This is a genomic window from Dactylosporangium sp. CA-233914 (genome assembly GCF_050942935.1).
In the GTDB taxonomy this organism is placed as follows: Bacteria; Actinomycetota; Actinomycetes; order Mycobacteriales; family Micromonosporaceae; genus Dactylosporangium.
This window is the reverse complement of the sequence record NZ_CP192030.1, coordinates 9,434,785-9,457,571: the sequence shown is the minus strand read 5'-3', so window position 1 is coordinate 9,457,571 and position 22,787 is coordinate 9,434,785. Positions and strand designations below refer to the sequence as shown.

The following is a 22,787-nucleotide window of genomic DNA, read 5'->3' as shown; positions in this document are numbered from 1 at the left end:
ATGAAGATCGGCCTCATCTCCGACATCCACGGCAATCCTGTCGCCCTCGACGCCACCCTGGATGCGCTCGCGTCCGAAGGCGTCGACCAGATCGCCTGCCTCGGCGACATCGCCTACGGACCCTGCCCCCACCAGACCCTTGCCCGGGTACGCGAGGCGTGCGTCACCGTCGTCGCCGGCAACGGCGACACCTGGCTGGCCGACCCCGGCGCCGTCGAGCGGGAGCCGGCGCTGCGGCACCGCCGGCTCAAGCCGGTGCGCGACCAGCACGTCGCAGCGCTCGCCTGGGCCCGAGCCCAGCTCACCGACGACGACCTCGCCTACCTGGGCGGCCTCCCGCTCACCGCCGAGCTGCCGCTCAACGCCGCCCATACCCTGCTCTGCTTTCACGGCTCGCCGCGGCACAACTACGACTTCATCCTCCCCACCACCAGCCAGCGCGACATCGACGACATGCTCGGCGGCCGGGTCGCCAGCGTGCTGGCATCGGGGCATTCGCACCAGCAGATGCTGCGCAGACACCACGACTTCACGCTCGTCAACGTCGGTAGCGTCGGGCGGGCGCCGATCCGGTTTCCGTGGCCGGTGTGGCTGCCCGACGCCCGCGACCTGCCCGACGAGGAGACCCACGGCGAGTACCGGGCGGTCGCGGAGTACGTCGTGATCACCGCGACCGACGACGCGATATCCATCGAGTTCAAGCAGCTGGCGCTGGACGCCGAGCGGGTACTGGCGATGACTGCCGACAGTGGAATACCCGGCGGCACCGGCTACTTCGGCGAGCTACGACCGCTTTCCGCGGCTGTGAAGCGCGTGTAGCCCGCCGGTGGCCGCAACGTCGTCACGGCTGCTGCGACAGGACCACGCGGTAGGCCTGCCACGCGGCGCTCGACCGCGGCAGCGTCTCGTCCATCCGGCCGCCGATCGCCAGGGTGATCCGCGCGGCCGCGACCTGCACCGGCTCGCCGAACCAGTGTTCCTTGCGCGCCTGGTAGCGGTCGGCCGGCATCGCGACGAAGACGTTGCCGACGACGCGGGCGGTGGCGTCCCAGACCGGCGCGGAGATGCCGACCGTCGCCGGTTCCCGGTGACGGCGGTACAGGGCGTAGCCGCGCCGCCGGGTCACCTCGACCTCCTTGCGCACCAGGGAGATGTCCTCGGCGGTGGCGCCGGCCAGCTCGGTGGCGATGATCTGCTCGCGCCGCTCCTCGGGGAGGAACGAGAAGATCCCCAGCCCGGTGGAGCCGTGCGTCAGCGGCATCCACTGGTGCAACTCCGTGACGTAGCGCAGCTGCTGCGTCGAATCGACCGACGCGACGAGCATCATCTGGTCGCGGCTGCTGTCGTACATGCCGAGCATCGCCGTCTCGTCGACCTGGGCGACGAGCCGGCGCAGGTGGGGCATCGCCGCCTCCCGCAGGCCGTGCCCCGACGTGGCCTTCCACGCCAGCCGGTAGAACTCGGCCGCCAACGAATAGCTGCCCTGCTCTTCGTGGGTGACCATCGAGGCCTGCTGCAGGAGGCGGAGCAGGCGGTGGACGCTGCTGGTGGGCATGCCGAGCCCGGTCGCGATGTCCCTGACGCCGTAGCACTCCTTGCCGCCGTCAACCATGAACGCGAGCAGCTGGACGGCCCGGGTAACCGGCTCCCGGGCGCGCGTGGTCTGCTCCGCCTCGGCGTTCGTGGCGGGTTCGGGGGTGGCGCGTTGGGGGGTGGCAAACACGTCGAGCATCTCCCGCGTACGCAAGCGAAGTCCTTCGACCGGGCGGCCGACAGTACCGCCGCGATTCCGTTGTAAGGGATAAAGCTATCACTGTTACGTTTCTGCTTCTGCACGGCGGCGGCCACGGAGGCTGGTGCTGGCGCGACGTCGTCGACCTGCTGCGCCGGGCCGGTCACCGCGTCTACGCGCCCACCTTGACCGGCTACGGCGACCGCGAGCACCTGCGGGCGTGCGTCCGTGACTTCGCGACCTTCGTACTCGACGTCGTCAACGTCGTCGAGCACGAGGAGTTGCGCGACGTCCACATTGTGGCGCACAGCCAAGGCGGCGTACTCGCTCCCCGCGTCGCCGAAGCGATACCTGACCGGATCGCGCAGGTGACCTGGCTGGCCGGGGTGGTACTGGCCGACGGCGAGCGCCTCGCTGACGTCGTACCTCCCGCGACATCCCTTCCCGGGACGACCGACCACCCCGACGGCTCCCGCACGGTCGACGTCGACGCCTGGGTCGCCGCGGTGATGCCAGAGGGAACGGCGCAGCAGCGGCGCTGGGTCGCGACCCATTTCCGTCCCAGTCCCCACCTCGCCCGCGTCGAGCCGGGGCGCCTGTCGGCGTTCCTCGCCCTCGGCCTGCCGACCGCCTTCATCGCCGCCACCGAGGACGTCTGCGTGCCGATCGATCTGGCGCGGCGTTTCACGGGCCGGCTGCCCGGCGCGAAGACCGTCGACGTCGCCGCCGGCCACGAGCTCATGGTCACCCGTCCCGCCGAGACGGCGGCGGCGATTCTCGCGGCTCAAGCGTGAACCGGCTCCACCGGTGAACGCGGCGCGATGCGCCACGGCGCCCATGGTGGCTCCTCAGTGAATCTTCAGTAAATCCATGCCCGGAGGGACGGTCGCGGGTTGACCCCGGCCTGCCGGATGTCGTTGAGTGTTTCTTACAAAGGATGGTCAATTCCCTTAAAGGAAACGGAGAGAACGCGATGACCACGGAGACGCTCCCGCCGGCAGCGGCGACACCCGCCGCGACGGCCGGCGGCCGCCGGTCCGCCGCCGGGCTGCTCCTGGCGCCCGCCGTCGCGGCCATGAGCGCGCTCATCGTGCTGCCGATCGTGGCCGTCCTCGCCCTGTCGTTCTTCCACTTCGACCCGCTCAGCCAGCGGCTTCAGTGGGTGGGCGTCGACAACTGGCGCGCCGTGATCAGCGGCGGGCCGCTGCGCGGCGCCCTGCTGCGCACCATCGGGTACGCCGCGGTGGTCGTGCCTGCCCAGGTCGTCATCGGGCTGCTGCTCGCGGTGCTGATCGACAGCGTCGGGCGGCACGGCGCGTTCTGGCGGGTCGTGCTCTTCCTTCCGTCGGCCTGCACCCTCGCCGCGATGGCCGTGGTCTGGCGCTGGCTGTTCTATCCCAACGACGGCGTGTTCGACCTGACGGTGGGGCGCACCGTCGGCGCGTACGACTGGTTGAACTCCACCGGCCTGTCGCTGGCCGCCGTGGCGGTCGTCGGGTGCTGGTTCGGCATCGGGTCCAGCATGATCGTGTTTCTGGCCGGCCTCACCACCGTGTCGTCGACGACGCTGGACGCCGCTCGGATGGACAAGGCCTCGGCGCTACAACGGTTCTGGCACGTGACGCTCCCCGCGCTGCGACCGGCGGGCACCTTCGCCACCGTCATCGCGATCGGTGACGCGCTGCGCGTGTTCGACCAGGTACGTGTCATGACCCAGGGCGGACCGCTGGACAGCAGCACGACATTGTCGTACTTGCAGTACACGATCGGCGTGGAAAACCTCGACATCGGCTCCGGCGCGGTCGTCAGCGTCCTGCTGCTCGTGCTCACCCTCGTCGCGATCGCCACGCAGCTCAGGCTCGGCCGCGACCACGCCTCGGCGGTGGCGCGATGACCACGAGGCGGATCGCCGTCCGGCCCGCGCCGCTGATCGCCACAGCGATCCTCACCGTTGTGACCGCGATCCAGCTGTTCCCGTTCGTCATGATGCTCTGGACCTCGCTCACCGACCCCGCACACACCCGGCCGGGATCGTTCTCGCTCACCGGGTGGACGCTGGCGAACTTCCGCGACGCATGGGCCTCGCTGGACTGGCCGCACCTGTACCTCAACAGCCTCGGGGTCGTCTTCCTCATCGCCGGGCTCCAGGTCGTGCTCGCCCTGCCCGCCGCCTACGCGTTGGCCCGGCTCCGCTTTCGCGGCGAGCGCGTCGCCTTCTGGCTCGTCATCCTCTGCATGAACGTGCCGGCGCAGGTAACCGCGATCCCGCTGTTCTACGCGCTGTCCCGCATCGGCTGGCTGGACACCTACCAGGTGCTGATCCTGCCCTGGATCGGCAGCGGCTTCGGCGTATTCCTGCTGCGGCAGTTCATCCTGTCGATCCCGCAGAGCGTCTTCGACGCCGCCCGCATCGACAAGGCGCGGCCGGTGGCGCTGCTGTGGCACATCGTCCTGCCCAACGTCCGCCCCGCGATCATGGCCTTCGTGACGTTCTCCGTGGTGCTGCACTGGAACGACCTCTACTGGCCGTCGGTCATGCTCCGGTCGAACGACGCGGCCACCGTCACGTACGCGATCGCCCAGTACGCCGGGCCGGACAGCTCGATCAGCTACGGCCAGCAGATGGCCGCCGCGATCCTGGCCATCGCCCCCCTCATCGCCCTCTACCTCGTCGCCCAGCGACATCTCGTCCGCGGGCTACAACTCACCAGCGGTGGCGAGTGAAAGCCACCGGCTGTCGTCCTCAAGGAGCATCCATGCCTACATACGGGCCCGTTCCCGGCACACACACCCGCCGCGGCTTCCTCGGCCTCCTCTCGTCCGGCGCGGCCGCGACCCTGCTCGCCGCCTGCGGCGGAGGAAGCGGATCCGGCAGCGGCGGGTCCGGCGGGGGCGGCAAACAGACTCTCCTGGTGCCGAACTACGCGACCGTCACCGCGCCGGTCAACGCCGCGTTCGCCGACATCGCCGGCCTTCCCGAGGTCGAGGTGGAGCTCGCGAGCGGGTCGAACTGGCCAGACGTCGACACCCGGCTCCAGCAGGACATCACCGCCGGCCGGGTACCGGAGATCGCGATGGTCGGGATCAACATGCTCCCGTACTACCACGCCAACAAGATCGCCCAGCCCCTCGACGAGCTGCTGCCGGCCGCCGGCTTCGACGCCGGCGCCTTCGACCCCGCCATCCTGGCCGCCGGCCGCATCGACGGAAAGCTCGTCGGCGTGCCGTGGGGAGTGTCCACGATGACCCTCTTCTACAACAAGGACATCTTCCGCGCGGCCGGCCTCGACCCCGACCAGCCGCCTCGGACCTTCTCCCAGCTGCGCGAGTACTCCGAGCGAATCGTGACCGCCAAGGCCGCACGGTACGGCGTCGCGACCAGCCTCATGCAGAGCTCCGGCAACTGGGTCTTCCAGAACTACCTGCTCTCCAACGGCGGCTCCATGATCAACGCGGACGGCACGAAGATAACGTTCAACGAGACGCCCGGGGTGCAGGTGCTGGAGTACTGGGCCAAGCTGGTGGCCGACAAGCTCAGCATGCCCGGCACCCTGCAGCAGATCGACGACGCACTGACCCGGCGTGACCTCGCGATGGTGCTCAACCCGTCGTCCGTGCGGACCCTGATCAGCAAGTCGCTCGGCGCCTCCCTCGCCGCGGCGCCGATGCCGGTACCCGACGGCGGGCAGCCCCGCACCCCGCCCGGCGGCGGCGCACTCGTCATCATCACCAAAGACAAGGCCAAGCAGCAGCAGGCGGCGACGGTACTGGCCGCGCTGCTCGGACCCCAGGCCCAAGGGCAGATGGTCACTACCAGCGGATACCTGCCGGTCAACAGCGAGGCCGCGCGCAAGGCCGCGGCGGATCCGCTGGTCGCCCCCAGCGTCGCGGAGCTCAAGACGCTCGTACCGTGGCAGAACTTCCCAGGCAACAACGCCAACCAGATCAACAAGTTGCTCGACGACGCCATCACCGCCGCCCTGCTCGGCAAGAAGAGCGCGAAGGCGGCCCTCGACGAGGCGGCCAGCGCCGGCGCCGCCCTACTCCCCAAGTGATCGACGACCGGAAGACCATTCGTATGACGACAACACCGGGCCCGCCGGACGGCAGCTCCGCCCGTGGCCACCGCATCGCCGTCTCGGCGCTGAACAAGGTCTATCCCGACGGGACCCAGGCCCTGCGCGACATCGACCTGACCTGTCTGCCGGGCGAGTTCGTCGTGCTGCTGGGCGCCTCCGGCTCGGGCAAGACCACCCTGCTGCGCTGCCTCGCGGGACTCGAGCCGGCGACCGCCGGCAGCATCGCCCTGGACGGCCGGGACGTCACCGCCACGGCCGCCGGCGACCGGGACATCGCCATGGTCTTCCAGAACTACGGCCTCTACCCCAACAAGACCGCGTACGCCAACATCGAGTTTCCGCTCCGGATGGCGAACATGCCGCGGGCAGCGCGCCGGGCCGCGGTCGCCGAGGTCGCCGCGATGCTGCGCCTGGAGCCGTATCTCGGCAAGCGCCCGGGCCAGCTCTCCGGTGGGCAGAAGCAACGGGTCGGCATCGGCCGCGCCCTGGTCAGACGCCCGGGCGTGCTGCTCATGGACGAACCACTGTCCAACCTGGACGCCGAGTTGCGCGTGACGATGCGCAAGGAGATCCGCGCAATGCAGCGGGCCACCGGCACCACCACCGTCTACGTCACCCACGATCAGAGCGAGGCGCTGGCGCTGGCCGACCGGTTGGTCGTCATGCGAGACGGCCGCATCGTCCAGAACGACCACCCGGAGACGGTCTTCCGCCTCCCGGCCACCGACTTCGTCGCACGGTTCCTCGGCGGCATGAACTTGCTGTCGATGAGTGACCCCGCCGTACGCGACGCCGTCCTCGGGCGCCTGCCGGACGGGTACGACACGTCCGCCGTCGCCACCGTCGGCGTGCGTCCGGAAGACTGGGTCGTGCCCGGGGAAAGCGAGCCGCGGCCCGACGACGAGATCGAGTTCACCGGCCGGGTGGAGGACAGCGAGCTCATCGGCCGCGAACGGCTCCTCTCCGTCCTGATCGGGGCAGAACCCGCTCAGGTACGCATCTCGGCCGACCGGCGGCCGTCCAATGTGGCCACACTCCGGGTCAAGCTACGATACCTGTCCCTGTTCGGACCCGACGGCGAGCGACTGTCCCCCGCCCCGCGCGCGCTCACTCCTGCCACCCACGAGGCGACGATCTGAAAGGCGGCGGCCACCGTGCCCCTGAACCCCGATGCCGCGGCGTACCTCGCCAACACGACGTCGTACGTCGCCAAGGTGCTCGACGGCGGATACAGCATCGACGCGGTCCGGCGCGGCCAAGGCGATGCCGCCGGCGCGGCGTTCGGCCCGCGCGACGCCGTCGCCACGGTGGCGGACTCGCGGGTACCCGGCGGGCCACCCATCCGGGTCTACCGCCCCGACGCCACCGCCCCGCTGCCGATCGTCCTGCACTTCCACGGCGGCGGATACGTCTTCGGCGACCTCGACACCCAGGACAGCGTGTGCCGCGCCATCGCCGCACGCACACCGGCCGTCGTCGTCGCCGTCGACTACCGCCTGGCGCCGGAGCACCCGTACCCCGCCGCGATCGACGACTCCTGGCACGCGCTCGAGTACGCGTACCGCAACGCCGAAACGCTTGGCGGAGACGCGGCGCGCGTCGCGGTCGGCGGCGACAGTGCCGGCGGCGGCATAGCCGCGGTCATGGCCATCCGGGCCCGCGACGCCGGGCTCCCGCTGCGCCTGCAGTTCCTCGTCTATCCGGTCGCCGACCATGACCCGTCAAGACCCTCCATGCGCGAGTACTCGGACGGCTACGGCCTGACGACACGGGCGATGGACTGGTACCTCCAGCAGTACCTGACCCGCGAGGCCGACTGGCGCGACCCCGAAGTCTTCCCCCTGAACCACCCGGCATCACTCGACGGCGTCGCCCCCGCTCACGTCGTGACCGTCGAGTACGACCCCATCCGCGACTCCGGCGAGGCATACGCCGCACGCCTGCGGGCCGACGGCGTGCGCGTGGTGCAGATCCGCGAGCCCGGCCTCATCCACGGCGCGTACCGCATACCCGGCACCATCCCAGCGGCCGCACGCATCCTCGACGACATCATCCACAGCCTCCAACAAGCCTTCGCGTAGCGGCCGGTTGTAGTGCGTCAGCTGCCGGCGTCCCAGAACGCATCAAGCGCCTGTTGGTCAGAGTAGTGTCCCCGTACCGCCGAGATGAGACCGTCGCGGAACGTGATCAACTGGCAGCCCGTGACGTCCAGTCCTCGGTCATCGCGGGCTCCGGTCGCGTGTTGGATGGCGACGACGTAGTGCTGACCCACTGCGACGTCGAGCAGCGCTGCTCGGAAACTGTCTCCCGACAGCGGACCCAGTTGAGCGAGGAAATCCTCTCGGATCGCCGTCCAGCCGATATGGTCGCCCGCGATTCGGCTGTTTCCGGGCAGGTGCCAACTTGCATCGGGGGCGAAGCAGGTCTCCGCCATCGTCCAATCGCGGCGCGCCAGCGCTTCGTAGAACCGGGTGACGACTTCGATCGCGGCCACTCCTTGGTGAGTCATCGCCATTCGATCCCTTCGTGACAGCGGAGCAGGTCGCGGCGCGCTGGGTCCGCACCCGGCAACCTCGACACCGCAGCTTATGTGCGCGGCGACGATCCGGGATGCTGATCGGGTGCGCGAGAGCAAGATCGATCCCTCGTCGCAACTATGAGCCTGTCCTGCGGGCTCACCGCTGGCTGGCGCGGCCGGCCGGAACCGCAAGCCGAGCCCGATCAGCGCAAGTATCGACCTACCCCGCGGTGAGGTTCTGGAATACGGTGTGTCCGACCGCTGAATATCCCGCACCGGAAGTAGCTCATGGCCATCAGCGTTTTCGACCTGTTCTCGATCGGTGTCGGGCCGTCGTCGTCGCACACGGTGGGGCCAATGCGCGCCGCACGGACGTTCGTCGAGGGGTTGGCCGACGACGGGTCGCTCGGGGAGGTGACGCGCGTGCGGGCTGAGCTGTTCGGCTCGCTCGGCGCCACCGGGCACGGCCACGGCAGCGACCGGGCGGTCGTGCTCGGCCTGCTGGGTGAGCGTCCGGAGACCGTCGACACCCGCACTGCCATCGACCGGGCGGACGCGGTCCGCGCCGCCGGGCAGGTGGAGGTGCTGGGCAAGCACCTGGTCGCGTTCGCCAAGGATGACCTCGTCCTGCACCGGCGTCAGACGCTGCCCTACCACCCCAACGGGATGCGTTTCTCCGCCTTCGCCGGCGATCGGCTGGTGCGCGAGCGTACCTACTACTCGGTCGGCGGCGGCTTCGTGATCGACGAGTCGGCGGCCGGCGCCGACCGGATCAAGGCCGACGACACCGAGCTGCCCTATCCGTTCTCGACCGCCGCCGAGCTGCTGCGGCGCTGCGCCGAGACCGGGCTGTCGATCAGCGGGGTGATGCTGGCCAACGAGACCGCGTGGCGTTCGCAGACCGAGGTGCGGGCCGGGTTACTGCGGATCTGGGCTGTGATGCAGGAGTGCGTGCAGCACGGCTGGACGAGCGAGGGGACACTGCCCGGCGGGTTGAAGGTGCCGCGCCGTGCCCCTGAGCTGTATCGCAGGCTGTGCTCGGAGCCGTTCGCGACCGACCCGTTGCGCGTCATGGACTGGGTGAACCTGTTCGCGCTTGCGGTCAACGAGGAGAACGCGGCCGGCGGGCGGGTGGTCACCGCCCCGACCAACGGCGCCGCCGGGGTGCTGCCGGCTGTCCTGCACTACTACTCGCGGTTCTGCCCGGGCGCGTCCGACGACGGGGTGGTGCGCTTCCTGCTGTGCGCGGGCGCGATCGGTGTGCTGTACAAGGAGAACGCGTCGATCTCCGGGGCCGAGGTGGGCTGCCAGGGCGAGGTCGGGTCGGCCTGTTCGATGGCCGCCGGCGCGCTGTGCGAGGTGCTGGGCGGGACGCCGGCCCAGGTGGAGAACGCGGCGGAGATCGGGATGGAGCACAACCTCGGCCTGACCTGCGACCCGGTCGGCGGGCTGGTCCAGGTGCCGTGCATCGAGCGCAACGCGATGGCGGCGGTGAAGGCGATCAACGCTGCTCGGATCGCGCTGCGCGGCGACGGCCGGCACATCGTCAGCCTGGACAAGGTGATCAAGACGATGCGGGAGACCGGGGCCGACATGAAGGTCAAGTACAAGGAGACGGCCCGCGGCGGGCTTGCGGTGAACGTCGTGGAGTGCTGAGCCGTCACCGGCGCGATCTTGTCGGCTCCGCAGCTGTCGTAGTGCTCCGTACCCAGCGAGCGGTGCCATCAGGAGTACCAGGTTCCACCCGGAGAACAAGAATGCCTCCTGTCAGGGCACGGACGCGCGACTAGCCTGCCGTGGGTGGAGCGATTGGCGATCGACGGGGGCACGCCGGTGCGGGCCCGGCCGTTTCCCGGTGTCCTCGAGCCCGGCGGGCGCACGTTCGGCGAGCAGGAGCGGGAGGCTGTGCTCGCCGTGCTGGACAGTGCGGTGCTCAACGCCACCTGTGGCGGGCCGTGGCTCGAGGACCTGGAATCGGCGATGGCGCGGCTGCACGGGGTGCCGCACGCGGTGGCCTGCTCCTCGGGGACCGCGGCGTTGCATCTGGCGGTGGCGGCCGTCGACCCGGAGCCCGGGGACGAGATCATCACGACGCCGCTGACGGACTTCGGGACCGTCATCGCGATCCTGGCCCAGAACGCGGTGCCGGTCTTCGCCGATGTGGACCCGGCCACCGGCAACCTGACGGTGGAGTCGGTGCGAGCCTGCCTGTCGCCGCGCACCCGGGCCATCGTGGTGGTGCACCTTTTCGGGGCCGCGGCGCCGGTGCGGGAGCTGCGGGCGCTCGCCGATGAGCACGGGATCGTGCTCATCGAGGACTGCGCGCAGGCGTACCTGGCCCGGCCGCCCGGCGACGGCCGGCCCGTGGGCGGCTACGGGCATGCCGGCTGCTTCAGCCTGCAGCAGTACAAGCATGTGACCTCGGGCGATGGCGGACTGGTGATCACGTCGGACGCGGCGCTGGCCGAGCGGATGCGGCTCTTCGCGGACAAGGCGTGGCCGCGGGAGGACGGGCGGACCCATCTCTTCCTGGCGATGAACTACCGGATGACCAACCTGACCGCGGCCGTGGCGGGCGTCCAGTTGCGCCGGCTGCCCGGCGTGGTGCGGCAGCGCCGGCAGCTCGCCACCCGGCTGTGTGACGCGGTGGCCGGCCTCGAGGGCGTGCGGATGCCCGCGAACCCGCACGACCACGCCTGGTGGGTCGTGCCGCTGATCCTGCCGGGAGGCGGCAACCAGCGGTGGGCACAGGCGTTGACGGCCGAGGGGGTCACCGCGCACGCGGGCTGGCTCAAGATGCCGGTGTACCGGTATCCGGCGCTCGCGCAGCGACGGACCTACGGCCGGTCGGGTTTTCCGTTGACCAGCCCACCGGCGCGGCACGAATGGCACTACCCGCCCGGGCTGTGCCCGGAGGCGGAGCGGCTGATCGAGCACACGCTGGTGATGCTGCCGTGGAACGAGAACTACACGACGTCCGACGTGGACGACATCGCCGCGGCGGTGCGCAAGGTGCACGCGGCGTCCAAGCATGGCGTTTTCTAGCCGGGCACCGTTCTTGTCGTGCACAGGGCCGGGGCTTGTGCGGATGCCACGGAATCCGCTGCGCCGCCGTGAGCCGCGGTTAGGGTCGGTACGCATGCGGATCACTGAGGTCACCGCGGTTGCGGTGCAGGTGCCCAGGCAGGTGCCGATGGTGGCGAGCCAGGGCGCCATCAGCGTCAGCGAGTTCGGCGTGGTGCGGATCGACACCGACGCCGGCGTCGTGGGCTGGGGCGAGATTGCGATGTCCTGGGGCCGGGTCGGGCGGGCACTCTGCGGCGATGTGGCGCGGAGCCTGGCGCCGGTACTGGTGGGGCTGGACCCGCGGGACGTGTCGGCGTGCGCGATGGCGATGCAGCGGGTCCTGCACATCACCCCGGACGGCGCACACGCGGCGCGGGCCGCGGTGGAGATGGCACTGCTGGACATCGCGGGCAAGGCGGCGGGTGTTCCGGTGTACCGGCTGCTGGGCGGACGGGTGCGGGACCGCGTCCCGATGGCGTGGCCGATCCCGTGGGGCACGCCGGCCGACACCGCCGACGCCGCGTCGTGGGCGGTGGAGCAGGGGTTCCGTACCGTCAAGCTGAAGGTGGGCCGGCCGGGGGAAGTGGACCGGGACGCGGTGGCGGCGGTGCGCTCGGCGGTCGGCGACGGGGTGGCCATCAAGGTGGACGCCAACATGGCCTACCGTTCGGCGGGCGAGGCGTTCGCCGCGCTGCGACCGCTGGAGGAGTTCGGGCTCCAGCTCATCGAGCAGCCGTTGCCGGTGCGTGACCTGGACGAGATGGCGCGGCTGCGCGACCGCCTGGCGACGCCGCTGCTGCTGGACGAGTCGTGCTGGGAACTGCGCGACATCGGTGAGATCGTCCGGCGGGGCGCGGCGGACGTGCTCAACGTCTACGTCGTGGAGATGGGCGGGCCGCTGCAGGCGTGGAAGGCGTTCGCGGCCGCCGAATCGGCGGGGCTGACCGGGTTGCTGGGCAGCCAGTGCGAGATGGGACTGGCGACGGCGGCGTGCGCCCACGTCGGCGTGGCCGTGCCGAACCTGGCGTACGAGTCGGACGTGGTGGGACCGCTGCGCTATCCGCGTGACATCGTGCTGAACCCGCCCCGGATCGAGGACGGGTTCCTCTACGCCCCGGACGGTCCGGGGCTCGGCGTGGAGATCGACGAGAACGCGCTCGACGCGCTGCGGATCGAGTAGTCCGGTGCCGCGGGCGGCGCCGGAGCGCCGCCCGCGATCTCACACCTCGCGCAGCGCTTCGGCGACGATCTCCACGGTGCGGTCGACGTCGGCGTCGGTGTGGGCGACGGAGAGGAACCACAGCCCGCGCGGCACGATGTTGATGCCGCGGGTGAACAGCGCCCGGTGGAACCGGGCGGCGGCGGCCCGGTCGGTGGCGGCGAAGTCGCGGTAGTCGAGGACCGAGCCGGATGCCGTGAAATAGGTCTGGAACACCGGTCCCGGGCCGTCGACGAGCATCGGCACCCCGGCGTCGGCGGCGGCGGACCGGATGCCGTCCATGAGGCGCCGTCCCGTCGCGTAGAGGTGCGGGTAGATCCGGTCCCGGTCGCGATCCAGGACGGTGAGGTTGCCGACCGCGGCCGCCATCCCGAGCGGGTTGCTGTTGAAGGTGCCCGCGTGCCCGACCTCGCCCCGGGTCACCAGCTCCATCACGGACGCCTTGCCCGCGATGGCGGCGACCGGCAGCCCGCCGGCGATGGCCTTGCCGAACACGGCCAGGTCCGGGACGACCCCCAGGTGCTCCTGCGCACCGCCGGGCGCCAGCCGGAATCCGGTGATCACCTCGTCGAAGATGAGCAGCGCGCCGTGTTCGCGGCAGAGGCGCTGCACGGTGTCGAGGAACCCGGGCACCGGGGCGATGCAGCCGGTGTTGCACAGCACCGGTTCCATGACCACGGCGGCGACGTCGTGACCGTGCTGGGACATCAGCGCGGTGAGCGCCTCGGCGTCGTTCCACGGCGCGACGATCAGGTCCGTGCCCGCGCTGAGCTGCTGGCCGCCGCTGCCGGGCACCGGCCGCGGGGACCGGGCCGGTCCGGCGCTGTCCAGCGCCGGGTGCAGGCTCCAGAGCGCGGCGTCGAGCCACCCGTGGTAGTGCCCCTCGAACTTGAGGATCTTCTGCCGTCCGGTGGCGCCCCGGGCGATGCGCCAGGCGCCGATCACCGCCTCGGAGCCGACGGTGTTGAACCGGATCAGCTCCGCGCAGGGGACCAGGCGGCAGACCAGCTCGGCGGCGATCACCTCCAGCTCGTGCTGGGCGGCATAGGCCTGACCCCGGGTGAGCTGCTGATTCACCGCGTCCACCACGGCGGGTGCGGAGTGCCCCAGCACCATCGGACCCTGCGCGAGGACGTAGTCGACGTATTCGGTGCCGTCGGCGTCCCACAGATGCGCGCCGTGGGCCCGGTCCACGTACAGGGGCACGAACTGGCTGCGTCGGGCGTCGCTGGAGACACCGCCGGCTAGTACCTTTTGTGCGCGTTCGTAGAGTTCGGCGCTGCTCATTGATGTCACTCTCCGTCTTCGTGGCGGTATCCGCCGGATGACCGTAGGCCGGGCCGCGCGGGATCTGTCAAGGTCGACCAAAAACTCGGGACCAGCAGGACAACAAAGCGCCTGGGATCACAGGAAGCGCGCTTGTCCATCTGTTGATCGCAACTTACGGTCATCGGACAGCACACGGGGTAAGGAGGCAGGGCGTGGATCGGTTGACCGTCGGCGTCGTGGGGACAGGAATCATGGCGCGCACGCATGCCGCTGTGTTGAACTCGTATCATCGCAGTGCCGTCGGTGGCTGGGTCAGCCGCGATCCGGCCCGCGCGACCGGGCTCGGCGACGCGCCGGTCTACTCCGACGTGCCGTCGATGGCCGCGGATCCGGCCATCGGCGCGGTGCTCGTGGCCACCCCCGATCACCTGCACACCGCCCCCGCGCTGGCCGCCATCGAGGCCGGCAAGCACGTGCTCATCGAGAAGCCGCTGGCGACCACGGTGGCGGACGCCCGGCGCATCCGGGACGCCGCGAACGCGGCAGGGGTCACCGTCATGACCCTGTTCAACCACCGCTGGGTGCCCGCCTACTGGCAGGCGCACGAGCAGACCGCCGGGCGCCGTCCCGTGCTGGCCTACGCCCGCAAGAACGACACCCTGTCCGTTCCCACGCAGATGATCGGCTGGGCCGGGCAGACAACGCCGTCGTTCTTCCTCTCCAGCCACGACCTCGACCTGCTGCTGTGGTATTTCGACGATCGCGTCGTGCGGGTGTACGCCAGCGCTGTGCACGGTGTGCTGCGCGAGCACGGCATCGACACGCCGGACGCGGTCCAGGCGCAGATCCAGTTCGCCGGCGGCGCGGTCGCCACCCTCGAGGCGTGCTGGACGTATCCCGACACCTTCCCCACCATGACCGACTCGTTCCTGGAGCTGATCTTCGCCGACGCGGTGGTCCACCTCGACCGCAAGCGGGAGCAGATTGAGATCGCCACTCCGGACCGCTTCAGCTATCCCCGCAACCAGCTCGCCGGCCGGGTCGGCGGCAAGCCGTCCGGTTCCGTGGCCGCCGCGGTCACGCACTTCGTGGACGCGGCGCTGGACAACACCCCGCCACTGGTCACAGTGGACAGTTCGGTGCATGTCACGGAGGTACTGACCGCGATCGACACGTCGTGGCGAAGCGGGCAGCCGGTAACTGTCGACATTGGAGAGTGAGACCCGATGAGGTTACGAGAGCTTGTACGCATGGGCGCCGCGGCCGTAGCCGTGTCGCTCACGCTGACCGGCTGCTTCACCCAGGGCAACGACGCGAAGAGCGGCGACGACAAGCCGGCCAACCTGACCGGTGAGTTCGAGGTCGTCAGCTTCTATCCCGAGGGCTCGCCGGAATACAAACGCCTGGAGGGGCTGGCCAAGCAGTTCGAGGGCCGCTTCCCCGGCGCGAAGGTCAAGCTCGTCTTCGGCGGCGGGCAGGACGTTCCGAAGATTCAGGCCAGGTGGCGGGCGGGCAACCCGCCGGAGGTGAACTACGGCTTCTTCGGCCGGCTGGCGGGCAACCCCGACGGCATGAAGTACGTGGAGGCCGGCCAGGTCCAGCCGCTCAGTGACGCCATGAGCAAGACCCTGACCGGATTCGACAAGCCGTGGAAGGACGCGGTGCTGCCGGCGGTCCGCACACTCATCACCGGCCCCGACGGCACCTACTACGCCGCACCCGAATCGGTGACCACCATCCAGTTCTTCTACAACAAGAAGGTCTTTCAGCAGCTCGGCGTCAGCCCACCGAAGACCCTTCCGGAGCTGTTCGAGGTGGCCGACAAGGTCAAGGCCTCCGGGGTGGCGCCCTTTGCCGTCACCGGCACCTTCGCGCCGTACATGCAGCAGTACCTGGACTACCTGCTGATGCGGCGCAGCGGCACGCAGAACACGCTCGACGCCATCGCCGGCAAGAAGGACTTCGCGTCGCTTCCCGGTGCTGCCGAAGCGGTGGCGGACCTGCACAAGATGGTCAGCTCCGGCTACTTCATGGACGGGTTCAAATCGGCTGACTTCACCGCCGCGCAACTCGCCTTCTTCCAGGGCAAGGCCGCGATGATCCTGATGGGCTCCTGGCTCATCGGTGAGATGAAGCAGAGCATCCCGGCCGACTTCGAGGTGGGCACGTTCGCGTTCCCGACCGTCCCGGGGGCGTCCGGCGACCAGACCGGCGTCTACGGCGGGGTCAACGTGCAGACGGTGGCCAAGCAGTCCAAGAACCCGGCGCTGGGCGTCGAGTGGCTGCGGTTCGTGGCGGAGAAGTCCAACCAGGAAGCCTTCGTCGCCGAGACCGGCAACATCTCCGGCTACGAGGGTGTCGCCGCGCCGAAGGGCTTCGAGGCGCAGGCCGAGATGCTCAAGCAGGCGAACGCCTTCACGCTGACCAACCTGGGCATCCTGGCGGAGCCGGCGGCGGTCAAGGACGCCTACGGCCAGGCGGTCGTGAAGCTCTTCTTCGGGCAGGCCGACGCGCCGACGACCGTGCAGAGCATCAACGACGGACTGAAGAAGGCCCGCGGTTAAGGGGTTCATGGCGATGAGACGGCAGCGGGCAGGGATCGTGGAGCGCCAGAAACGGCGTCTGGTGCTGCCCTTCCTGCTGCCGGTCCTCGCCGTCTACGGGTTCTTCATGCTCTATCCGGCGTTCAGCACGTTCTACGTCGCCGTCACCGACTGGGACGGGGTCAAGGTTCCCAACTTCGTCGGCCTCGGCAACTTCACCGACCTGGCGTCGGACCGGCTGTTCCGGTCCACCATCGGCAACACCGTCATGTTCACCGTGCTCGGCGCGCTCATCCTCTTCCCGGCGGCACTGTTCTTCGCCGCCGTCACGCAGAAGCTCCGCGGCGGCAAGTTCTACCGGTTCCTGATCCTGGCGCCGGTCGCGCTGTCGGTCACCACCGCGGCGCTGCTGTGGAAGTTTCTGCTCAACCCCACCTTCGGGTTCATTCCCGAGGCGTTGCGGCTGGTCGGGCTCGACGGGCTGGCCGACTTCGAACTGCTGGGCAGCACCTCGACCGCAATGCTGATGGTGGTCCTGGCCGCGGTCTGGCACGGGGTGGGCATCTGGACGATGCTGTTCGCCGCCGCATTGGAACGGGTACCGGTGGAGCTACGGGAGGCCGCCACGCTCGACGGGGCGTCGGGCTGGCAGATCTTCCGGTACGTGACCTGGCCGCTGATCTGGGACGTGACCCGCACGCTGCTGATTCTCTGGATGATCCAGGGCCTGCAGACGTTCGCCTTCATCATCGCCATGACCGGTGGCGGACCACTCAAGTCGACCGAGGTCATCGGCACCTACCTCTACGGGGTGGCATTCACCGAGGGCCGATTCGGCTACGCGGCGGCGATCGCGGTGGTCCTCTTCGGCGCGATCCTGATCCTGACCCTGGCCGTGAACCGGTTCTCCCGGCGCGAAAGCGAGCAGTACTGATGGTGGCAGCCCGTTCCCGGCGCATCGCGCTGCACCTGGCGCTGGTGTCCTACTGCCTCGGTTCGGTGGGCGCCTTCGTCTGGTGCGTGATGGTCTCGCTCAAGACCAACCCGGAGTTCTTCGCCACGAGCCCGTGGTCGCTGCCGAAGTCACTGGAGTTCGGCAACTACGCCGACGCCTGGACCACGGCGAAGATCGGCCGGTTCTTCGTCAACAGCCTCTACACGACATCGGTCAGCGTGACCGTGGGGCTGCTGCTGTCGGTGATGGCGGCCTACGTGCTGGCCCGGGTCTCCTTCCCGGGGCGGCAACTGGTCCGGCTGGTCCTTCTCAGCGGGCTGATGATGCCCGGATTCCTGGTCGTCGTCCCGCTCTACTTCATGCTGCGGGACCTGGGCCTGCTCGGGTCGCTCAACGGCCTGATCCTGGTCTACATCGCCTCGCAGATCCCGTTCAACGTGTTCGTCCTCATCAGCTTCTTCGCCTCCCTGCCGAAGGAGATGGAGGAGGCGGCCTACGTCGACGGTGCCTCGGCGAGCCGGACGTTCTTCCGGGTCGTGCTGCCGCAGGCGATGCCGGCGGTCACCAGCGTCGCGGTGCTCAACACGCTCACCACATGGAACGAGTTCTTCTTCGCCCTGGTGTTCCTCACCAGCGACGACGCGCAGACCGTGCCGGTCGGCATTCTCGGCCTCCAGGTCAACGCCCAGTACGCGGCGAACTGGGTGGAGCTCTTCGCCGGCCTCGTGATCACGATGATCCCGGTGCTGGTGCTGTTCGCCGTGGCACAGGAACGGATCGCCCGCGGTCTCACCGCGGGCGCGTTGAAGGGATGAACGTATGAGGTTGCGCATCCGCGAGGAGGTCGGCGTCGCCCGCGCAGGCGAGGTCGTCGTCGCCGGGGTGCCGGTGGCAGCCGGGGCGACCGGGCCGTTCACGGTCCGGGATCCCTCCGGCGCGGTCGTCGCCGCGCAGGAGCTGTGGCGCTCGGGTGGCTGGGCGACCCTGGCCTTCCCGGCCACCCTGGACGCCATGGCGTCGGCGGACCTCACGGTCGGCACCGGCTCCGGGGCGGCGCCGGCCCGTGCGGCCACCGCGGTCGCGGACGGCGACTCGGTGGTGCTGGACACGGGACGGGTACGGGCGACGGTGCGGCCGGACGCGTTCGACCCCCTCGGCGGCCTCGCGGGCCTGCGGGAGGCCCGGGTCCAGCTCGTGGACGGGGACGGCGTGGTGCACGCGGCGACGAGCGCCGCGGTCCGCATCGTCCACAACGGACCGCTGCTGGCCCGGGTGGAGCTCACCGGCCGGTACGGCACCTCGTGGGCGTTCGCCGCCACGGTCACCGCGACCGCCGGCGCACCGCACCTCGACGTGGAGCTGCGTCTCATCAACGACATGGACGGCGACGAGGCGGCCGTCGCGGAGTGGGCGGCGGTGCTCGGCACCGCGCCGATCCGCGGCGGCCTGTGCGGGGCGTTCGACGCCGCGCACCGGTCCTCCGGTCCGTTCACGCTGCGGCACCGCGGCGCCGGGCACGCGCGGGGCATCTTCGCCGCGTCCGAGGTCTCCGGCGGCTCGGACTGGACCGACGCCAGCTCCCCGGATTACCACGACCGCTGGGAGTGGGCCGAGCTGCACGGGCTGCAGGGCACCAACTGGGTGATCGCCGAGACCGAGACCGGGCCGGTGACCGTGGCCGTGCACCGGTTCGGGGAGAACCATCCGGCGGACCTCGCCGTCGGCGAGGCCGGGGTCAGCGTCCGATTCTGGCCGCGGGACGCGGGGGAGCTGCGGTTCACGCAGGGGGCGGCGAAAACGCGGCGGGTGCGGGTCATCGAGGGCGCCGACCGCCTCGGCGGGCTGCGCCTCGACCACCCGCTGGTGGGACACCCGCTCGACCCCGCCGGCGCGCCGCGCATCCTGCCCTACCTGCCGGAGCGCTACCCGAACCTTGAGGCCCACATCCGCGAGGAGCTCTTCGGGTGGTACCAGTCGGGCCAGTCCCAGGGCTTCCACGACCTCGGCGACAGCGTGCAGGGCATCACCACGGGGCCGCGGACCGGCTACTCCGCCAACAACGAGCACGACGCGCTCTACGCGCTGGCGCTGCACTACCTGCGCTCGGGCGAGCGGGCCCACTACGACTCGGCCAGCATTTACGCCGACCACCTGTGCGACATCGACCTGATCCACCACAGCACCCGAAACGCCTTCGAGGCCGGCGGGGTCCGTGCGCACGGCCGCGCCCACGTCCACTACGTCCGGGCCCGCACCCCGTCCGGCGAAGTGTGGTCCTCCATCGACACCGGCCACATGTGGACCGAGGGCCTGGTCCTGTTCGCCCAGATCAGCGGGGAGCAGCGATACCTGGACGCCGCCCGCCTGATCGGCGACTGCCTGATCCGGCTGCACGGCATCGGCTGGACCCGTCCCGAGCCCGGCCCGCGCAACAGCGGCTGGCCGCTGATCGCCCTCACCGCGCTGGCCCGCGCCACCGGCGAGTCGTCCTACCTGGACACCGCGGCCGCGATCGCGCGCCAGGCGGTCAAGGCGCAGGCAGACGACGGCCGCTGGCTCATGCGGCTGGGCCTGCACGACGACTACTGCGCCTGGCAGAACGCCGTCCTGCTCACCGGGCTCGCCAACCTGCTGGCGCTGCAGGACGACCCGGCAGTACGGGCGGCGATCGTCACCGGCTGCCGTTCCCTGGTCGATCTCGGCCGCAATCCCGACGGCACGTTCATCTACCTGCGGCGGTTCGACTACCGCTGGGCGAACCGGTCCGCCATGGTCCGCGAGGCCCTGGCGCTCGGGTTCGACCTGACCGGCGACGAGCGGCTGCTGGCCGCCGGATTGCAGGGCGGTGGCCGCTGGTACCGCCCCCGCGGCGCCGCCCCCGCGCTGAGCAACGACATCGCCGAGTGGCGCGGCCACCTGCCGTTCCTGGCCCGCGCGCACGACGCCGGCCTGCTCACCGACCTGCTGGAGGCGTGATGGCCCTCGACGTCAACGTCACTGTCGGGCCATGGCCGACCGACGACCATCCCGCCTGGACCCCCGCCGACGTCCGGGCCCACCTGGACCGCCACGGCCTCGACGCCGCCCTGGTCCGGCACAGCCGGGCCGTGCTCTACGACCCGGTCGCCGGCAACCGCGCCCTGCGCGAAGCGCTCGCGGGTGACGAACGTCTGCTGCCGGCGTACGTGCTCGGACCGCTCGACTGCGGGGAGTTCGGGCCGCCGGAGGACCTGCCGGCGCGGCTCGCCGCGGAAGGCGTGCGCGCGGTGTGGCTGTACCCGCGCAGCCACACCTGGTCGCCGGACGGCCCGGAGGCGGCGGGTCTGGTCGAGGCGCTCCGGGCGGCGCGGCTGCCGGTGTTCGTGGAGCAGGACGAGATGTCGTGGTCCGAGGTGGACCGGCTGGCCGAAGCCGCGCCGGAGCTGGACATCGTGGTCTGCGGTGTCGGCTACCGCACCCTGCGCCAGCTGATCGCCGTGCTGGAGCGCCGTCCCCGGGTGCACGTCGACCTCTCCTACCTCGCCAGCCAGCACGGCCTCGAACTGCTGGCGGGACGCTACGGCGCCGGCCGGGTACTGCTCGGCACCGGTGCTCCGGTCCGCGACGACGCGGCACCGATGTTCCTGCTCGCCCACGCGGCGCTCGGTGAGCGCGAACGCGCGGCCGTGGCCGGCGGTAACGCCCGCCGCATCCTGTCCTCCGGTACGGCGGGCGTTGCCGGTCCGCGTCCGGAGGGCAGGGCCTTCCCGCGGGCGGACGACGTCCTCGACGCGCACGCGCACATCGGGGCGTGGCCGGGCACGTGGCTGCCGCAGCAGGAAGTGGACGAGCTGGTCGCGGCCATGGACCGGGCCGGAACCCGGCAGGCGGTCGTCTCGCACCTGCTCGGGGTCTGGGCCGATCCGATCGCGGGGAACGAGCAGGCCGTCGCCGCCGCGCAGCGGCACCCCGGCAGGGTCTACGTCTACCTCGTCGCCGACCCGCACCGGCCGCAGGACGAGTCCGTGCTGGACCGCCAGCTCGGGCTGCCCGGCGTCGTGGGGATCAAGGTGCATCCGCACACGCACGAGTGCGCGCTGGACGACCGGCGCTACGACTGGATCTGGCGGCTGGCCCAGCGGCACGACGTCGCGGTCCTCGGGCACGCGTTCGCCGACACCTGGCACAGCGATCCGCGCCTGTTCGGCAACGTGGCCGCCCGCCACCCCGAGCTGCGGCTGCTGGTCGGTCACAGCGGCGCCACCGTGACCGGATTCCGCCGCACCATCGAGGTCTGCCGGGCACACCCCAACGTCTACGCGGAGATCTGCGGCTCGTGGATGACCGGCGGCTGGCTGCGCCGGATGGTCGACGCGCTCGGCGCCGACCGGATCGTGCACGGCACCGACGCGTGCCTCATCGACCAGCGCTACGGGCTGGGCCGCGTGCTCGGCGCGGACCTGACCGGCCGTGAACGCGCCCTGATCCTGGCGGGCAACGCCCGTCGCTTGCTCAACATTCCATGCTCATCTGGAGGAGACTGATGTTCCTAGCCCGCGTCCGGGTCGGCGCCGGTCCGGTGGTCCTCACCGCCCGGGTCTCACCGGACTCCCTGCTCCGGCTGGATCGGCTCGGTGTGACCGGCGACGATCCGGTCTCCGTCCTCACCGAGCTCGGCCTCGACCCGCTCACGAAGATGGTGCGCGAGGCGGTGCGGGCCGGGATCCCCGCCGACCGGCTGCTGCGGGTGGACGAGGTCACCTTCGAATCGCCGGTGCCCGCGCCGTCGAAGATCGTCTGCGTCGCGCTGAACTACGTGGCGCACGCCGAGGAGGGCGAGCAGGCGGTACCGCAGGAGCCGGTGGTCTTCTTCAAGCCGTCGTCCTCGCTGACGGGGCACGGCGCGACCGTGCACTGCCCGGCCCGGTCCCAGCGGCTCGACTACGAGATCGAGCTGGCCGTTGTCATCGGCGCCACCGCCCGCGACGTGCCGGAGGCCGACTGGGAGCGCGTGGTGCTCGGCTACACGGTGCTCAACGACGTGACGGCGCGGGACCTGCAGCTGGTGGCGATCGAACGCAACCAGCCGTGGGACCTGACCAAGGCGTTCGACACGTTCGGCCCCTGCGGGCCGTACCTGGTGACACCGGACGAGATCGCCGACCCGATGAACCTGGACCTGACCCTGACCGTCGACGGTGAGGTGCGCCAGCATTCGAACACGAAGCACATGGTGTTTCCCATCGGCAAGCTGATCGAGGTCATCTCCGACGGCATGACGCTGGTCCCCGGCGACATCATCGCCACCGGCACGCCCTCCGGCATCGGCCCGGTCCCGGACGGCGGCGTCATGGTCGCGACCATCGAATCCGTCGGTACGCTCACCAACCCGGTCACCTACGCCGCCGTTCCGGCGCTCTAGGGGGC

General features: G+C 70.6%; 20 protein-coding genes. 17 read left to right on the top strand and 3 right to left on the bottom strand.

Annotated elements, in window-relative coordinates; translation table 11 throughout:
• Complete coding sequence (locus ACQPY0_RS41930) at positions 1–819, top strand: metallophosphoesterase family protein (protein WP_432974025.1); 819 nt, start codon at positions 1–3, stop codon at positions 817–819.
• A 22-nt stretch (positions 820–841) separates the two neighbouring features.
• Here ACQPY0_RS41930 and ACQPY0_RS41925 read toward each other — a convergent pair whose 3' ends face one another.
• Positions 842–1,747: an IclR family transcriptional regulator gene (locus ACQPY0_RS41925; protein ID WP_432974023.1), complete on the bottom strand. Its 906-nt coding sequence runs from the start codon at positions 1,745–1,747 to the stop codon at positions 842–844.
• A 62-nt stretch (positions 1,748–1,809) separates the two neighbouring features.
• Between ACQPY0_RS41925 and ACQPY0_RS41920 the strand changes: the two genes are divergently transcribed.
• From ACQPY0_RS41920 to ACQPY0_RS41895, 6 genes are all read left to right on the top strand, one after another.
• The gene (locus tag ACQPY0_RS41920) at positions 1,810–2,526 is read left to right on the top strand and encodes an alpha/beta fold hydrolase (protein WP_432995585.1); all 717 of its coding nucleotides are present in this window, start codon (positions 1,810–1,812) and stop codon (positions 2,524–2,526) included.
• 179 nt (positions 2,527–2,705) lie between these two features.
• On the top strand, positions 2,706–3,626 hold the full coding sequence (locus ACQPY0_RS41915; protein WP_432974021.1) for a carbohydrate ABC transporter permease: 921 nt from the start codon (positions 2,706–2,708) through the stop codon (positions 3,624–3,626).
• The gene (locus ACQPY0_RS41910; RefSeq protein WP_432974019.1) at positions 3,623–4,456 is read left to right on the top strand and encodes a carbohydrate ABC transporter permease; all 834 of its coding nucleotides are present in this window, start codon (positions 3,623–3,625) and stop codon (positions 4,454–4,456) included. Before ACQPY0_RS41915 ends, ACQPY0_RS41910 begins: the two co-directional genes overlap by 4 nt.
• A 32-nt stretch (positions 4,457–4,488) precedes the next feature.
• Complete coding sequence (locus ACQPY0_RS41905) at positions 4,489–5,787, top strand: ABC transporter substrate-binding protein (protein ID WP_432974017.1); 1,299 nt, start codon at positions 4,489–4,491, stop codon at positions 5,785–5,787.
• A 23-nt stretch (positions 5,788–5,810) separates the two neighbouring features.
• Positions 5,811–6,950 carry an ABC transporter ATP-binding protein gene (locus ACQPY0_RS41900; protein WP_432974015.1) on the top strand — a complete coding sequence of 380 codons (1,140 nt, stop codon included), beginning with the start codon at positions 5,811–5,813 and terminating at the stop codon, positions 6,948–6,950.
• Between the two features lie 15 nt (positions 6,951–6,965).
• The gene (locus ACQPY0_RS41895) at positions 6,966–7,892 is read left to right on the top strand and encodes an alpha/beta hydrolase (RefSeq protein ID WP_432974013.1); all 927 of its coding nucleotides are present in this window, start codon (positions 6,966–6,968) and stop codon (positions 7,890–7,892) included.
• 17 nt (positions 7,893–7,909) lie between these two features.
• On the opposite strand, the gene ACQPY0_RS41890 is transcribed toward ACQPY0_RS41895, so the two are convergent.
• Positions 7,910–8,326: a nuclear transport factor 2 family protein gene (locus ACQPY0_RS41890; protein WP_432974011.1), complete on the bottom strand. Its 417-nt coding sequence runs from the start codon at positions 8,324–8,326 to the stop codon at positions 7,910–7,912.
• Between the two features lie 291 nt (positions 8,327–8,617).
• Here ACQPY0_RS41890 and ACQPY0_RS41885 point away from each other — a divergent pair, with 291 nt between their 5' ends.
• From ACQPY0_RS41885 to ACQPY0_RS41875, 3 genes are all read left to right on the top strand, one after another.
• On the top strand, positions 8,618–9,985 hold the full coding sequence (locus ACQPY0_RS41885) for an L-serine ammonia-lyase (RefSeq protein WP_432974009.1): 1,368 nt from the start codon (positions 8,618–8,620) through the stop codon (positions 9,983–9,985).
• Positions 9,986–10,129: 144 nt separating this feature from the next.
• Entirely contained in the window at positions 10,130–11,374 is a 1,245-nt protein-coding gene (locus ACQPY0_RS41880) for a DegT/DnrJ/EryC1/StrS family aminotransferase (protein WP_432974007.1), read from the top strand.
• Between the two features lie 94 nt (positions 11,375–11,468).
• Positions 11,469–12,575 carry a mandelate racemase/muconate lactonizing enzyme family protein gene (locus tag ACQPY0_RS41875; RefSeq protein WP_432974005.1) on the top strand — a complete coding sequence of 369 codons (1,107 nt, stop codon included), beginning with the start codon at positions 11,469–11,471 and terminating at the stop codon, positions 12,573–12,575.
• 39 nt (positions 12,576–12,614) lie between these two features.
• Here ACQPY0_RS41875 and ACQPY0_RS41870 read toward each other — a convergent pair whose 3' ends face one another.
• Positions 12,615–13,901, bottom strand: coding sequence for an aspartate aminotransferase family protein (locus tag ACQPY0_RS41870; RefSeq protein WP_432974003.1), 1,287 nt, complete (start codon positions 13,899–13,901; stop codon positions 12,615–12,617).
• A 194-nt stretch (positions 13,902–14,095) separates the two neighbouring features.
• Here ACQPY0_RS41870 and ACQPY0_RS41865 point away from each other — a divergent pair, with 194 nt between their 5' ends.
• Genes ACQPY0_RS41865 through ACQPY0_RS41835 form a run of 7 tightly spaced genes read left to right on the top strand, consistent with a single transcriptional unit; the run spans position 14,096 to position 22,782 of the window.
• Positions 14,096–15,103 (top strand): Gfo/Idh/MocA family protein, encoded by a 1,008-nt coding sequence (locus ACQPY0_RS41865; RefSeq protein WP_432974001.1) that lies wholly within the window; start codon positions 14,096–14,098, stop codon positions 15,101–15,103.
• Positions 15,104–15,133: 30 nt separating this feature from the next.
• Positions 15,134–16,447, top strand: coding sequence for an ABC transporter substrate-binding protein (locus ACQPY0_RS41860; RefSeq protein ID WP_432973999.1), 1,314 nt, complete (start codon positions 15,134–15,136; stop codon positions 16,445–16,447).
• A 13-nt stretch (positions 16,448–16,460) separates the two neighbouring features.
• A complete protein-coding gene (locus tag ACQPY0_RS41855; protein WP_432973997.1) occupies positions 16,461–17,360 on the top strand; it encodes a carbohydrate ABC transporter permease in 900 nt (299 codons plus the stop codon).
• A complete protein-coding gene (locus ACQPY0_RS41850) occupies positions 17,360–18,196 on the top strand; it encodes a carbohydrate ABC transporter permease (protein ID WP_432973995.1) in 837 nt (278 codons plus the stop codon). Before ACQPY0_RS41855 ends, ACQPY0_RS41850 begins: the two co-directional genes overlap by 1 nt.
• Before the next feature lie 4 nt (positions 18,197–18,200).
• Positions 18,201–20,357 carry a hypothetical protein gene (locus tag ACQPY0_RS41845; protein WP_432973993.1) on the top strand — a complete coding sequence of 719 codons (2,157 nt, stop codon included), beginning with the start codon at positions 18,201–18,203 and terminating at the stop codon, positions 20,355–20,357.
• Entirely contained in the window at positions 20,357–21,904 is a 1,548-nt protein-coding gene (locus tag ACQPY0_RS41840) for an amidohydrolase family protein (RefSeq protein ID WP_432973991.1), read from the top strand. Before ACQPY0_RS41845 ends, ACQPY0_RS41840 begins: the two co-directional genes overlap by 1 nt.
• Positions 21,904–22,782 carry a fumarylacetoacetate hydrolase family protein gene (locus ACQPY0_RS41835; protein WP_432973989.1) on the top strand — a complete coding sequence of 293 codons (879 nt, stop codon included), beginning with the start codon at positions 21,904–21,906 and terminating at the stop codon, positions 22,780–22,782. Before ACQPY0_RS41840 ends, ACQPY0_RS41835 begins: the two co-directional genes overlap by 1 nt.
• Positions 22,783–22,787 lie beyond the last annotated feature (5 nt).

Coding starts and splice junctions, on each gene's coding strand:
- ACQPY0_RS41855 (WP_432973997.1), top strand. CDS start 16,461: ATGAGACGGCAGCGGGCAGGGATCGTGGAGCGCCAGAAACGGCGTCTG.
- ACQPY0_RS41900 (WP_432974015.1), top strand. CDS start 5,811: ATGACGACAACACCGGGCCCGCCGGACGGCAGCTCCGCCCGTGGCCAC.
- ACQPY0_RS41840 (WP_432973991.1), top strand. CDS start 20,357: ATGGCCCTCGACGTCAACGTCACTGTCGGGCCATGGCCGACCGACGAC.
- ACQPY0_RS41930 (WP_432974025.1), top strand. CDS start 1: ATGAAGATCGGCCTCATCTCCGACATCCACGGCAATCCTGTCGCCCTC.
- ACQPY0_RS41915 (WP_432974021.1), top strand. CDS start 2,706: ATGACCACGGAGACGCTCCCGCCGGCAGCGGCGACACCCGCCGCGACG.
- ACQPY0_RS41905 (WP_432974017.1), top strand. CDS start 4,489: ATGCCTACATACGGGCCCGTTCCCGGCACACACACCCGCCGCGGCTTC.
- ACQPY0_RS41875 (WP_432974005.1), top strand. CDS start 11,469: ATGCGGATCACTGAGGTCACCGCGGTTGCGGTGCAGGTGCCCAGGCAG.
- ACQPY0_RS41890 (WP_432974011.1), bottom strand. CDS start 8,326: ATGGCGATGACTCACCAAGGAGTGGCCGCGATCGAAGTCGTCACCCGG.
- ACQPY0_RS41910 (WP_432974019.1), top strand. CDS start 3,623: ATGACCACGAGGCGGATCGCCGTCCGGCCCGCGCCGCTGATCGCCACA.
- ACQPY0_RS41860 (WP_432973999.1), top strand. CDS start 15,134: ATGGGCGCCGCGGCCGTAGCCGTGTCGCTCACGCTGACCGGCTGCTTC.
- ACQPY0_RS41885 (WP_432974009.1), top strand. CDS start 8,618: ATGGCCATCAGCGTTTTCGACCTGTTCTCGATCGGTGTCGGGCCGTCG.
- ACQPY0_RS41845 (WP_432973993.1), top strand. CDS start 18,201: ATGAGGTTGCGCATCCGCGAGGAGGTCGGCGTCGCCCGCGCAGGCGAG.
- ACQPY0_RS41850 (WP_432973995.1), top strand. CDS start 17,360: ATGGTGGCAGCCCGTTCCCGGCGCATCGCGCTGCACCTGGCGCTGGTG.
- ACQPY0_RS41835 (WP_432973989.1), top strand. CDS start 21,904: ATGTTCCTAGCCCGCGTCCGGGTCGGCGCCGGTCCGGTGGTCCTCACC.
- ACQPY0_RS41870 (WP_432974003.1), bottom strand. CDS start 13,901: ATGAGCAGCGCCGAACTCTACGAACGCGCACAAAAGGTACTAGCCGGC.